The organism is Streptomyces cucumeris, assembly GCF_024295805.1.
Classification (GTDB): domain Bacteria; phylum Actinomycetota; class Actinomycetes; order Streptomycetales; family Streptomycetaceae; genus Streptomyces; species Streptomyces cucumeris.
Genome location: NZ_JANCLX010000022.1, coordinates 58031 through 71431, shown reverse-complemented (window position 1 = coordinate 71431; position 13401 = coordinate 58031). Strand labels below are relative to the sequence as shown.

Annotated in this window: 10 protein-coding genes; 4 read left to right on the top strand and 6 right to left on the bottom strand. The window is 72.3% G+C overall.

The window, feature by feature from the left end; all coding sequences use genetic code 11:
• Nucleotides 1-24: 24 nt before the first annotated feature.
• Together NMK44_RS27735 and NMK44_RS27730 are read left to right on the top strand one after the other, a co-directional pair.
• The gene (locus tag NMK44_RS27735) at nucleotides 25-2436 is read left to right on the top strand and encodes a SpoIIE family protein phosphatase (RefSeq protein WP_254748032.1); all 2412 of its coding nucleotides are present in this window, start codon (nucleotides 25-27) and stop codon (nucleotides 2434-2436) included.
• An 80-nt stretch (nucleotides 2437-2516) separates the two neighbouring features.
• Nucleotides 2517-3344, top strand: a complete 828-nt coding sequence (locus NMK44_RS27730) for an SAM-dependent methyltransferase (protein ID WP_254748030.1) — start codon at nucleotides 2517-2519, stop codon at nucleotides 3342-3344.
• 30 nt (nucleotides 3345-3374) lie between these two features.
• On the opposite strand, the gene NMK44_RS27725 is transcribed toward NMK44_RS27730, so the two are convergent.
• Nucleotides 3375-3821, bottom strand: coding sequence for a hypothetical protein (locus tag NMK44_RS27725; protein WP_254748029.1), 447 nt, complete (start codon nucleotides 3819-3821; stop codon nucleotides 3375-3377).
• A 63-nt stretch (nucleotides 3822-3884) separates the two neighbouring features.
• Complete coding sequence (locus NMK44_RS27720; RefSeq protein WP_254748027.1) at nucleotides 3885-4457, bottom strand: TetR/AcrR family transcriptional regulator; 573 nt, start codon at nucleotides 4455-4457, stop codon at nucleotides 3885-3887.
• 118 nt (nucleotides 4458-4575) lie between these two features.
• Here NMK44_RS27720 and NMK44_RS27715 point away from each other — a divergent pair, with 118 nt between their 5' ends.
• Together NMK44_RS27715 and NMK44_RS27710 are read left to right on the top strand one after the other, a co-directional pair.
• Complete coding sequence (locus NMK44_RS27715) at nucleotides 4576-5733, top strand: agmatine deiminase family protein (RefSeq protein ID WP_254748025.1); 1158 nt, start codon at nucleotides 4576-4578, stop codon at nucleotides 5731-5733.
• A gap of 97 nt (nucleotides 5734-5830) precedes the next feature.
• Nucleotides 5831-6385, top strand: coding sequence for an MmyB family transcriptional regulator (locus tag NMK44_RS27710; protein ID WP_254748024.1), 555 nt, complete (start codon nucleotides 5831-5833; stop codon nucleotides 6383-6385).
• 8 nt (nucleotides 6386-6393) lie between these two features.
• Here NMK44_RS27710 and NMK44_RS27705 read toward each other — a convergent pair whose 3' ends face one another.
• The 4 genes from NMK44_RS27705 to NMK44_RS27690 form a co-directional block, all read right to left on the bottom strand.
• Nucleotides 6394-9249, bottom strand: a complete 2856-nt coding sequence (locus NMK44_RS27705) for an NHLP bacteriocin export ABC transporter permease/ATPase subunit (RefSeq protein WP_254748022.1) — start codon at nucleotides 9247-9249, stop codon at nucleotides 6394-6396.
• Between the two features lies 1 nt (nucleotide 9250).
• Complete coding sequence (locus NMK44_RS27700; protein ID WP_374215352.1) at nucleotides 9251-11545, bottom strand: NHLP family bacteriocin export ABC transporter peptidase/permease/ATPase subunit; 2295 nt, start codon at nucleotides 11543-11545, stop codon at nucleotides 9251-9253.
• Nucleotides 11530-12336 (bottom strand): HlyD family efflux transporter periplasmic adaptor subunit, encoded by an 807-nt coding sequence (locus NMK44_RS27695; protein ID WP_254748020.1) that lies wholly within the window; start codon nucleotides 12334-12336, stop codon nucleotides 11530-11532. Before NMK44_RS27695 ends, NMK44_RS27700 begins: the two co-directional genes overlap by 16 nt.
• Nucleotides 12337-12698: 362 nt before the next feature.
• Complete coding sequence (locus NMK44_RS27690; protein ID WP_254748018.1) at nucleotides 12699-12914, bottom strand: type A2 lanthipeptide; 216 nt, start codon at nucleotides 12912-12914, stop codon at nucleotides 12699-12701.
• Nucleotides 12915-13401: the final 487 nt, after the last annotated feature.

The window sequence follows — 13401 nt, the reverse complement described above, 5'->3', positions numbered from 1 at the left end:
GGCTCCGGGACCACGCTGGAGGGTATGGACACGCGGGGCGCCCCTCCCAGCGGTGGGGCCGGACGGCCCGGTGCGGACCCGGGCGGCCCGCTGATGATGATCGACGCACGCGGCGAGGTGACGGCCTGGGGCGAGGCCGCCACCCGGCTGCTCGGCCACGAGCCCGCGCAGGCCGTCGGGCGCCCGGTGTCCGAGCTGCTGGACACGGCTCCGCCGTGGCGGGACGCGGGCCCTCAGTGGCGTGGTGTGGTCGTACTCCGCCACCGCGCAGGCCATCGGCTCACGGTCGGTGTCCATGCGCACCGGCTGGCGGCGGGCCGTGGTCACGGACCGTTGTGGCTGGTGACGGAGGATCCCCCGGCCGGAGGGCCGGCACAGCCCGGTGACGAGGCGCTGTCGGACTGGATGCTGACCAGTTCCCCGGTCGCCCTGGCCGTCTATGACACCGATCTGCGGTTCGTCCGGCAGAACCCGGCCATGGAGCGCATCGTCGGGATCCGGGCCGAGCAGCGGCTCGGACGCGGGCTCTCGGCCGCGGTGACCGGGCCCGGCAGCGCGGAGTGGGAGGCGCGGATGCGCCGGGCGCTGGAGACGGGACGCGCGGAGGAGGACTACCTGTTCCAGGGGCGCACCCGGGCCGATCCGGAGCACGACCACTTCTTCGCCGTCTCCGCCTCCCCGCTCCGCGACCGGGAGGACCGGATCGTGGGCCTGTGCGCCACCTCCCGCGATGTCACCGAGCAGCACCGCAGCCGAGAACGGCTGGCGCTGCTGAACGAGGCCAGTACGCGGATCGGCAGCACCCTCGATGTGATGCGCACCGGACAGGAGCTGGCCGAGCTCGCGGTCCCGCGGCTCGCCGATTTCGTCAGCGTCAACCTGGTGGAGTCGTTGCTCAGGGGTGAGGAGCCGCCGCCGGGGCCGGTCACCGGGGCGGTGCTGCGGCGGGTGGCGAACGAGTCCGTGCGCGAGGGCGCGCCGGAGGCGGTGAGCGCGGTGGGTGAGGTGGCGTTCTACTCGGTGCACTCCCCGCATGCCCGGGCGCTGGCGGCCGGGCGCTCGGAGCTGCACCGGATGATGGACGAGGAGTTGCGTTCGTGGGCGACGCAGGAGGATCCCGAACGGTTCGCCAAGGCGGTGGAGTACGGGTTCCACTCATGGCTGGTGGTCCCGGTGATCGCCCGTGGCACCACACTGGGTGTGGTGGACTTCGTCCGCTCCGTCACCCCCGAGGCGTTCGACACCGAGGATCTCTCCCTGGCCGAGGAGCTGGTGGCCCGGGCGGCGGTGTGTCTGGACAACGCCCGCCGCTACACCCATGAGCGCGCCTCGGCCCTGGAGTTGCAGCGCAGTCTGCTGCCGCAGGGGCTGCCGGAGCAGTCCGCGGCCGAGGTGGCCAGCCGCTACCTCCCGGCGGCGGCCCGGTCCGGGATCGGTGGCGACTGGTTCGATGTGATCCCGCTGTCCGGGGCGCGGGTGGCGCTGGTGGTGGGCGATGTGGTCGGCCACGGGCTCAAGGCCTCGGCGACGATGGGCCGGCTGCGCACCGCGCTGCGCACCCTCGCCGAAGTCGATCTGACACCGGAGGAGTTGCTGACCCAGCTCGACGACCTGGTGGCGCGGGGGGACGACGAGTTGGAGCTGCAGTCGGACGAGGCCACGCCGGGTGATTTCGGCGCCACCTGTCTCTACGCCGTCTACGACCCGGTGTCGGGCCGGTGCAGTCTCGCGCGCGCGGGTCATCCGGCCCCCGCGGTGGTTCCGCCGGACGGCCCGGCGACCTTCCTCGATCTGCCCGCCGGGCCACCACTGGGGCTGGGCGGGCTGCCGTTCGAGGCGCTGGACGTGGAACTGCCGCAGGGGAGCCTGCTCGCGTTCTACACCGACGGACTGGTGCGCGGCGGCGGTACGGACGCCGGGCTGGACTCGCTCCGCCACGCCCTCACGCTGCCCGCCGAGGGGCTGGACGCGCTGTGCGACCGGGTCGTCGGAAGGCTGCTCCCGGACCGTCACGGCGATGACGCGGCGCTGCTGCTGGCCCGGTTGCGGCGGCTGGACCCGGACCGGGTCGGGGTCTGGGACGTGTCCCCCGATCCGGCCGCGGTGGCCGAGGTGCGCGCGGACGCGGTGCGCTGGCTGACCGAACGGGAGCTGGCGGAGACGGCGGTGGTCACCGAACTGGTGGTCAGCGAGCTGGTCACCAATGCCCTCCGGTACGGTGCGCCGCCCATCCGGCTGCGCCTGATCCTGGATCGCGAGCTGATCTGCGAGGTGTCCGACGCCAGCAGCACCGCCCCGCACGCCCGCCGGGCGCAGGTGCTCGACGAGGGCGGCCGGGGTCTGCTGCTGGTCGCACGGCTCACCCAGCGCTGGGGCACCCGGCACACCGCGAACGGCAAGGTCATCTGGTGCCAACAGGCCCTTCCCCCGTACTGATCGCGGCGGATCGTCTAGATTATGCACAGTGCGGGGGCGCAACGGCTGTATCAGCGACGCTTTTTGAGAGAGGCGCGGGCGTGACCGACTACGAGGCTACCTACGACTCCGCCGCACGGGTGTCCGGCCGGATCGACACCACCAAACCGCACACCGCCAGGATCTGGAACTACTGGCTGGGCGGGAAGGACCACTACGTCGTCGACCAGCAGGCGGGCGATCAGATCCGGCGGCTGCATCCGGGGATCGGTGACTACGCCCTGGCCGACCGGGCGTTCCTGGGCCGCGCGGTGCGCCATCTGACCGCCGAGCGGGGGATCCGTCAGTTCCTGGACATCGGCACCGGGTTGCCCACCGCCGACAACACCCATCAGGTCGCGCAGCGGATCGCCCCGGACTCCCGGGTCGTCTACGTGGACAACGACCCGCTGGTGCTGGCCCATGCGCGCACCCTGCTGACCAGCACCCCCGAGGGAGTCACCGACTATCTCGACGCCGATCTGCGGGACGTCGACACCATCCTCGAACGCGCCCGGAAGACCCTGGACTTCGACCAGCCGATCGCGCTGATGCTGCTCGGTGTGGTGATCTTCATCGGTGACGAGGAGGATCCCTACGCCCTCGTCCGCCGCCTGGTGGACGCCCTGCCCTCCGGCAGCCATCTGGTGCTGTCCCACACCATCTCCAGCCCCTCGATGCCGGATGTGGACGAGGCGGTGGCGTTCTGGAACGAGAACGGCATCCCGAAGCTGACCCAGCGCACCCCGGACCGGGTCGCCCGGTTCTTCGACGGTACCGAGCTGCTGGAACCGGGCGTGGTCTCGTGCTCGCGGTGGCGGCTGGAGGACACCTCCGGGGAGGAACCCGACGAGGTGGCGATGTTCGGCGGGGTCGGCCGGAAGCCGTGACGGCCGGGGCGGGCGGTACGGGCCGTACGACTACAGGTCGTCGCAGAAGCCGCGGGCCTTGTTCAGTTCCTTCATCACCTTGGCGGTGAACTCGAGCTCGTCGGCGAGGCGGTACTGCGAGCCGCGTATCGCTTCGGCGAGCGGCTTGTAGCGCTTGTCCCCCGCGGCGGCCGCGGTGGCGAGGGTGTTCGCGGCGTAGTAGCGGTTGATGGCGACCTCGCCCTTCTTGCCCTTGGTGCCGTATTTCGTCTCGTCGAATCCGTCGAGCGCCGTGCAGGCGTCCCGGGCGTCGGCCGCCGGACCGCGGCCGGGGGAGTCCCCGTCACCGCCGGAGAGGGCCCAGACGGCGCCCACTCCCCCGCCACCGAGCACCAGCCCGGCCACGAGCGCGGCGAGCAGGGGCCCGAAGGGGCGGCGGGGCGGTGACGCCGGCGCGGTCGTCGCAACGGGCACGGGGTCGGGCTGTGGTGGCTGCATGGCGCTCAACATAGCGGCAGGGACCGTCAGTCCGGTATGGAGCGGACGGCCGTGGAGCCGGGGTCAGGGGCCGAGTTCCACCGCGATGGCGCCGCGCAGCAGATCGCGGGCACGCTCCAGGGTCAGGGAGCCGCTGAGCCACCGCTTGCTGAGCCCCTCGACCAGCGCGGTGAGGCGGTCGGCCGCGTCCTCGGCGGACACCTCGGGCGGAACCGTGCCCCTCCGCTGACAGCGCTGGATGAGATCGCTCGCGTAGTCCGTCCAGCGGTCGGTGGTGGTGCGAAGCTGGCGGCGCAGCTCGGGCTGGAACACGGCGGTGGCGCGCAACTCGCCCCAGGCGGTGCTGTTCTCGACGACCACCGGTTCGTCCTGGAGCTCGAGCAGCAGCATCTGCTCAAGGTGGCCGCGGGGGTCGGTGTCCGGGTCGGCGGCGGGGTCGGTGTAGCGCTCGGCCCGGGTGTTGATGAACTCCAGGGTGCTGGCCAGCAGGCCCGAACGGTCCTGGAAGTGGTAGTAGATCAGCGAGGTCGACACTCCGGCCTCCTCGGCCAGCTCCTCGACGCGCAGCCCCCGGATCCCGCGCTGGGCGATGGATCGGGCGGCGGCTTCCAGGATGGCGGTGCGGCGGCCGGCCATGGTCGCTCACTCTCTCTCGCATGCTGTCTCGGTCCTCTCTCGGGGACCCATGTTACCTTCGAATCCTGACTGAAATTTCAGTCAGGAAATCGAACCGGACGGAACGCGGAGGCAGACCATGAGCGGATCGAAGCGCCGGACCGTGCTGCGCGGCGGAGCCGCGGCGGTGCTGGCCGGTGCCGCGGCGGCCGCCTGCTCACCGGGCTCGGGCAAGCCCGCCACGACCGGGGGACGTGGCGACGTGTCCGCCACGGACCCCGCGCGGACACCTGCCGGACGGCGGATGCCCGCCGAGACCGCGCGGCACCGCCGCACCTATCTGGCCTGGCCGCCGCTGGACTCGGAGTGGGCGGACTTGGCCGAGGACGTCCAGCGCGACATCGCCGGGATCGCGCGGACGGTCGCCGGGTTCGAGCCGGTCACCCTGCTCGCCGCGCCCGAGGAGGCGAAGGCGGCCCGCCGGGCGTGCGGGTCGGGGGTGGAGGTGATCCCGGTCCCCGTGGACGACCTGTGGATACGCGACAGCGGCCCCACCTTCGTCACCGGACGGAAGGGGCTGGAGGGGATCGATCTGCGCTTCAACGGCTGGGGCCGCAAACAGTGGCATCCGCGGGACACCCGGGTCGCCCGTTCCGTCACCAACCACGCCGGGGGCGCCCGTCTCGACGCCCGGCTGACCGGGGAGGGCGGCGCGCTGGAGGTGGACGGCCACGGCACCCTGATGGCCACCGAGAGCTCCCTGGTCAACGACAACCGCAACCCCGGTCTGAGCCGGGACCGGATCGAGGCGCGGCTGAAGGAACTGCTGGGCGTCAGCAAGGTCATCTGGTTCAAGGGGGTGAAGGGGCAGGACATCACCGACTGCCACGTCGACGCCCTGGCGCGGTTCGCCGGGGGCGGGGTGGTGCTGCTCAGCCGTCCCCGGACGGACGACGGGCCGACCGTGTGGAGCCGGGTGTACGACCAGGCCCGGGATGTGCTGGAGGGGTCCACCGACGCCCTCGGCCGCCGGCTGGAGGTGGTCGACCTGCCCGAACCGGACCGGGCCGTGATCGGCCGGCGCGGCAGGGACTTCCTCGGCTGCTACGCCAACTACTACGTCGTCAACGGCGGGGTGATCGTGCCCCGGTTCGGCGACCGCGGGGCAGACCGCCGGGCCGCCTCCGTCATCGGGGACCTCCACCCGGGACGGAAGGTGGTGCAGGTGGACATCCCGGCGGTGGCCGAGGGCGGTGGCGGTATCCACTGCGCCACCCAGCAGCAGCCCCGCGTCTGACGCCACGACAGCGCCGCTCGGCCTCCGCCGCACAGCGTTCCGGACAACCCCCACATGACACTGAACGGCTCGTGGATCACGCTCGTACTGTCGTGGTGTGGACGAGTGCGTGACGCCCGGCCCCGCGCCCGGCTGGGCATCGCGCGAGCTGTTGACCCTGGTGAGGGCGATGGCACCGCATCCGGCCGCCGTGGTGGACCGGCACTGGGACCTGCTGGCGTGGAACGACGGCTACGCGGCGCTGTTCACCGACCCCGCATGGCTGCTGCCGGAACAGCGCAATCTGCTCTGGCTGTTGTTCCGGTGGCCGCCCTCCCGGCTTCTGATGGCCGATTGGGAGCGGGAGGCCCGCACCCTGCTGGCCGCGTTCCAGGAGCGGGCCGCGGCTGGTCCCGGCGACCCCAGGATCGTCTCGCTGCTGCGCGAGTTGATGGCCGATCCGCACGCGGCCCACTGGTACGGGCGGCTGGAGGCGGTCGCTCCGCCGCCCCCGCTGCGCCACTTCCACCATCCGGTCGTCGGTGATCTGCGGCTGCGGCCGGTGACCCTGGCGGTGGTCGGCGCGGTGGACCACCAGGTCATGGCCCATGTGCCCGACGACCCGGTGACACAGGAGGCGCTGCGGCAGCTCTGCTTTGCGGCGTACGGCTGAGGTGTCGCTCAGCTCATCTGCCGCCGCACCAGTTCGTACAGTTTGCCGCCCGGGGTCGCCATCAGCTCGGCGGGGGCGCCCTGTTCGACGATCCGGCCGTCCTCCATCACCAGCACCCGGTCGGCGTCCATGACGGTCGACAGCCGGTGCGCGATGACCAGGCGGCTGGCCCGGAGAGCGCGGGTGCTGTCGATGACCACACGCTGGGTCTCGTTGTCCAGGGCGCTGGTGGCCTCGTCGAAGAAGAGGACGCGCGGACGGCGGATCAGCGCCTGGGCGATCATCAACCGCTGCCGCTGGCCACCGGAGATGGCGCCGCTGCCGGAGATCATGGTGTGCAGCCCCATGGGCATCCGGCGGATGTCCTCGGCCAGACCCGCCAGTTCGGCGGCGGCCATCGCCTCCTCGGGGGTGTACGGCTCGGCGCCGCGGATGCAGTCGAGCACGGTGCCGTTGAGGGGCTGGGCGTTCTGGAGGACCACCCCGCACTGGCGGCGTACGGCGGCCTGGTCCAGGGCGGCGAGGTCCTGGCCGTCGTAGAGCACGCTGCCGGACACCGGCCGTTCGAAACCGATGAGCAGGCGCAGCAGGGTGGACTTGCCGCATCCGCTGGGGCCGACGACGGCCACGAACTCCCCGGGCCGGATCTCCAGCGAGACATCGTCGAGGACCAGCGGACCGTCGTCGGCGTAGCGGAAGGTGAGGTTGCGGGCGCGCAGGTCCCCGGTGAGCGTCCCGGGCTGGGCGCTGCCGCCGCGTACCTCGGGCGGCTCGTCCAGGATCGGTTTGACCTGCTCGAACATCGGCAGCACGGCCACCACCGAGACCAGGGCGTTGGTCAGCTGGGTGACCGAGGTGAGCAGCATGGTGACCGAGGTGTTGAAGGTCAGGAACGCCCCCGCCGACATGCTCCCCCGCGCCGGTCCGGCCAGCAGCATGAACACGATGAGCGCGCACAGCGGGAGGTAGACCGCGTCGAGCACCTGGGTGAGGTTCTTGATCCGGCCGGTGCGCTGGTGGAGTTCGCGGGAGTGGGCGAAGCCACGGGCCCAGGCCGCGTACGCGAAGTTCTCCGCCGCGGCCACCCGCAGTTTGGGCAGTCCGCGCAGGGTCTGGAACGCCTGGTTGTTGAGCTTGTTCTCGCTCTCCACCAGCCGCCGCTGCCAGCGCACCTGCCACAGCCCCATACCGAGGAACACCGCGGAGATGACCACCAGCATGGCCAGCACGGCGAGCGCCAGATCGGCGCTGAAGTACATCAGCAGGGCGAGGTTCACGGCCCCGACGGTGCCCGCCTGGAGGACCACCGGCGCGACACCGGACAGCACCCTCCGCATGGCGCTGATGCCCATCGCCGCGCTGGCCAGTTCACCCGTGGAGCGTTGGGCGAAGAACCGGGTCGGCAGCCGCAGCAGCCGGTCCCACACCGCGGGCTGGAGCGTGCTCTCCAGCCGCCCCTCCAGACGCAGCAGGGTCAGGTTCTGGAGCAGCATGAAGGCGGCCGAGACCACGCTCGCCACCATCAGCGCCAGAGAGATCTGGACGATGGGGCTCTTCTCCGCCCGGGGGACGAAACCGCCGAGCACCTGGCCGGTGGCCACCGGCACCAGGGCGCCCAGCACCACCGTCACCAGTCCGCCGACCACGAGGTTGCGCAGATCGGGCGCCACCCCGCGGGCGGTGAACCGCAGCAGCCGCCACGGCGTCATCGGACGGTCGGGCAGCGGACGGTAGAACATCACGGCGCGCGGTTCGAACTCATCGGCGTTGCCCTCGCCGATCCGCAGCCGCAGCCCGGAGGCCGGGTTGACCGCCTCGTAGCGGCCGCGGCGCCACAGCAGTGCCACCGGGGCGCCGGACAGCGCGCGGTAGCCCACCAGTGGTCCGGCGTCCTCGCGCCACCACGCGCCCTCCAGCCGGACGGCGCGGGTGCGGATCCGGGAGGCCACGGCGATGCGCTCCACCGGGCTGGTGCGGTCGTCATCGGCGGTCGCGCCCCGCGGCGGGTCGGCCAGGGTGATCCCGGCGGCCCCGGCCACCGTGCGGCACACCGCGTGAACGGTGTCGTCGCTGGTGTCCTCCGCCGCCCTCGCCGCCTGCCTTGGACTTCCGATGGAGGCGATCAGCGCCTGGTCGGCGCGGGAGCGGACCGCCTCACCGGCCCGGATCCCGGCTGCCGTGCGATCGGCGTGAGTGCGCTCCAGCGCCTCGATCCAGCGGTCCACGGCGGTGCCGAGACGGTACTGCTGATTGACCATCCGCTGCCACAGCGCACCGTCGACCAGCAGGTCCCCGGCGGCCTGGGCGCTGCACTCGGCGCCGTAGCGGACACTGCCGGGAGGTACCGGGAGCCAGAGCAGGTCCTCGTCGGCCGCCTCCCCCTCACCCGCGGGGCCACCGCCGTCCAGCGGGGCCTGGAACAGCACGCCCAGACTGCGGCTGACTCCGAGCGCCACCGCGTGCTCCAGCGGGGTGGGGGGTACGTCGCCGTACGGTTCGTCCGTCCAGCCGGTGGCGTACGCGTCGTAACTCTCCGGCCGGTACAGCTCGCGCAGCGGGATCCGGCGCACCGCGCAGTCCTGCGAGGGCCTGCCGACCAGGGTGTGGCGCGGGCCCTCGACCGGGCCCGGGAGCGCCGCACCCGGCTCCAGCCGCCCGAGGAAGTGCCAGTGTCCTTCCTCGGCGGCGTCGACCGCGAACAGGTCCAGGGCGCCGCCGGTGACGAGCCAGAGCACCTGCGGTCCCTCCAGCGGGAGGCTGCGCAGTCCGGTGCGGTCGACGGGGGTGCCGAGCGCGCCCAGCGCCTGGACCACCGCGTCGCCGCCGTCCGCGGCCACGGCGGCGGCCGGATGGGCGGAGGTCATCTCAGTGCTCCTTCATCAGCCGCGCGTACGGCCCGCCGGCCGCGGCGAGGTCCTCGTGGCGGCCGCGTTCCACGACGGTGCCCCGGTCCAGGACGAGGATCTCGTCGCTGTCGCGCACGGTGCTGAGCCGGTGGGCGATCACCACGCACGCACAGCCTCGGCGGCGCAGACTGTCCATGACGGTGCGTTCGGTGCGCGCGTCCAGGGCGCTGGTGACCTCGTCGAGCACCAGCACACTGGGGCGGCGGACCAGGGCACGGGCGATTTCCAGACGCTGCCGCTGGCCACCGGAGAAGTTGCGGCCGTCCTGTTCCACCCGGCCGTGGATGCCCTCGGGGCGACGGGCGATGACATCGTCCCAGAGCGCTGCGTCCTTCAAGGCCGCCACCACCGCCTCGTCCGGGATGGAGGGGTCCCACAGCGCCACGTTGTCCCGCACGGTTCCCTCGAAGAGGAACACGTCCTGGTCGACGAAGGACACCGAGGCGGCGAGCGCGCCGCGGGGGATGTCCTCCAGCCGCTGCCCGTCGATGCGGATACTCCCCTCCCATGGGCTGTAGAGGCCGGAGACCAGCCGGGACACGGTGGACTTGCCGCTTCCGGAGCCGCCGACCAGCGCCACCTGCCGGCCGGGTCCGACCGACAGGGAGATACCGCGCAGCAGGGGTTCGTCCAGCGGGTTGTAGCCGAAGGTGACGTCCTCCAGCGCGACATGGCCGGTGAGCCTGCGGGTGTCGGGCTCCGGCTGGTCACGTGTGTAGAGGCTGTCCAGCGGGAAGTTCTCGACGTCCTTCAGCCGGGCCACATCCGCGGAGAAGTCCTGGATGCGCCCGGCCACGCCGTTGAGCCGGGTGATGGGTGCGGTGAAGCGGGCCACCAGCGCCTGGAAGGCCACCAGCAGACCGACCGACACATGACCCTCGACGGCGCGCAGTCCGCCGATCCACAGGATGAGCGCGCTGTTGAGGGTGGCCAGGGTGGGCGCCACCACGGCCAGGACGGCACTCGGCACACCCAGCCGCTGCTGTTCCTCCAGGGTGATGGCGTGCTGGCCCGCCCAGCGACGGAAGTATCCGTTCTCACCGCCGGTGGCCTTCATCGTCTCGATGAGCTGGAGGCCGGTGTAGGAGGTGGTGGTCAGCCGGGCGGTGTCGGCCCGCAGTTTCTGGGTGCGGGTGGCGCGCAGCCGGATCACGACGCGCATGGCGACCACGTTGAGCAGCGCCAGTCCCACGCCGACCAGGGTGAGCTGGGGGTCGTAGGTCCACAGCAGCAGCGCGTAGAGCACCACCACGATCCCGTCGACCGCGGCGGCGGCCAGGTCGCGGGCGAGCGTTTCGGCCACGGTGTCGTTGGAGCGCAGCCGCTGGACGAGGTCGGCGGGACTGCGCTGGGCGAAGAACGTGACGGGCAGCCGCAGCAGATGCCGCAGGAACCGGGCGCTGCTGAGGGTGGAGGAGATGATCCGGCCGCGCAGCAGATTGGCCTGTTGGACTCCGGTGAGCACGGCGGTCAGCAGTACCGCCACGGCCATGGAGGTGAACAGGGGCCCCAGAGCGGAGGTCTCGCCGCCGATCAGGAAGGTGTCGATGAAGGTGCGGCTGAGCGCGGGGACGGCGGCGCCCACCACGACCAGCAGCAGACTGGCGAGCAGGGAGGCCAGCAGGGTGCCGGTGGTGCCCCGCATCCGGGCGGGCAGGGCGCCCAGCACTCCGGGGCGGCGGCCGCCGCGGCGGAAGGACGCCTCGGGTTCGAAGACCAGGACCACACCGGTGAAGCTGGTGTCGAACTCCTCGGTGGGGACGAACCGGCGCCCCTTGTCGGGGTCGTTGATGTACACCCCGCGCTTGCCGAACCGTCGCCCCGTGCCGTCGTAGACGACGTAGTGGTTGAACTCCCAGAAGAGGATGGCCGGTGCCCGCACCTCGGCCAGGCTCTCCGGTTCCATCTGCATGCCCTTGGCGCTCAGCCCGTAGCTGCGCGCGGCCCGCAGCAGATTGCTCGCGCGGGAGCCGTCCCGGGAGACGCCGCAGGCGATCCGCAGCTCCTCCAGCGGTACGTGGCGTCCGTAGTGTCCGAGCACCATGGCGAGCGAGGCGGCCCCGCACTCCAGCGCCTCCATCTGGAGCACGGTGGGGGTGCGTACCGTACGGCGCCGGGGCCGCGCGGGCCCGGCCGTGCGCCGCGGGGCGCGCCGCCGCCCCCGGGCGGGCTCGGGGCGGCGGCGTCCACTGCTTCCGGCGGGTGCCGGGCGGGGCGGTCCGCCGTCGTGGGTGGGGGTCACGGGAGCAGCCATTCGATCGGGTGCCGGTCGGCGAGGTGGACCGTACCGGTGGCCAGGGTCATGGAGTCGGGGGTGAAGGGCGGGCCCTTCGGGGAGGACCAGCGGTAGCCGGAGCGGGTGGTGTCCGAGCGGTCCAGCCGGACCAGCACCGCGACGGGCGACCCGTGCCGGGAGAACTCCTCGCCGAGCTGTTCGCTGCCGAGGTGTGAGCCGATCTGCTGACGTGACTGGGCGGTGCGGCCGACGGCCCGGACATGGCCGCGCAGCACCCCGTAGGTCTGGGTCGGCACCGACTGCACGCCGAGGTCGACGGCCGCGCCGACCGGCACCGACGCGGCGCGTTCCGCCGGTACGTAGAGAGTGGCGGTCAGCGGGTCGCCGGAGCGGCGGACCCGTTCGACGGAGGCGACATCGGCGCCGGTGGTGAGGACGGAGCCGATCGAGACCACCAGGGTGGTGAGCCGTCCCGCGGCGAGGGTGCGCACCACGCTGTTGCCGCGCGGGGTACGGATCTTCAGCAGCGGGGCGCCCGCGCGCAGGGTGCTGCCCTCCTTGGCGAGCACGGCGGTGACCTGTCCGGCCACCGGGCTCTGGAGGATGTAACTGCCCTGTCCATGGGTGAGGATGGCGGGCGCGGCCAGGGTGCTGGACACCGTGCCGGTCACGGACCAGACGGCGGCCGCGGCCATGACGACGAGTGTGACCGCCAGGGCGAGCCACCCTTGCGGGCGGGCGTAGCGCACCGGCAGATCGATGTCCTCTGCCGACTGCGCTTTGGAAAGGGCCTGCTGGCGGAACTGCACGAGATCTGTCCTCAACCGCGGGAACGGATGGAGTGCGCGGCCAGGCCCTGTCCTGTCGGGCGTCGCGGGCCCCCGCCGGCCCGCCGGCCCGGGCCGCGGGTGGGGGGGGGCGCCCCGCCCCGTGCCGGGGGGTGTGGGGGGGCCCGCCCAGCCCGACAGGACAGGACCTCGTCGTGGTGGCGCCGCGGCGGTCCGCCGGCAGGGCGCCGGTGGACCGCCGAATGCCCCGGACCAGGCGGGCCCGGGGCACGGGGCCGGTTGTACGGCGGAGCCGTCCGACCGGAGGTGCCGCGCTCGGCGGCACCGTGAGGCGAGGTGAGGTCGCCTCAGAGGTGAGATCGCCTCAGGGGGTGAGGGTCGCCTCAGAGGGCACCGACGGTGCCGACGATGCCGGTGGTGTTCAGGCCGGTGAGGCCGTCCACCGTGCCGGTGGCGGTGCCGACCACGCCGGTGACCGGGGCGGTGACGGCGTCGACGGTGCCGAGGGTGTCGGTGACCGTCGCACCCAGCCCGCCGGCCACGTTGTCCAGCTCAGCGTCGGAGATCTCCTGGGTCGCGACCTTGGGTGCGTTGTTCATTATTGCGTCTCCCTTGGATAAATAATCTCGAAATGAGCTTTCAGCGGCCCGCGGTTGCCGAATGACTCGGCCCCCGCAGAACAACCACAGGATTCCGGAGCCCGGGATCCTGAGAACGCCTCAGCGCGAAAGGATGTAACCACGCCCGCACGGTGGGCTGCGAATCAGACATCGCGCGGAACCGTGCATTCCGCCACGTTCCGATCACGGGGAACACACATCTGCCCACGCGGTGACCGGTCTTTCTTCACACTGTCGTCACGCTCGCCCGCCGCACCCGGGTTGACCTCGCCGGACATCCCCGCGATCACGGGCGAAGCCCCCATCCGGGCCCCTGCTCCACTGCCCGGCACAGGCGGTACACAGGGCGTCTGTGGAATAGGTGTGCCGATCGCTTGAAGACTGGACGACCTGTACTCGAATTCCCCATCCCGTACAGATCGGGAATGCGACATGTGCGGCGGGGAGCCGATAACGCGACTGAATT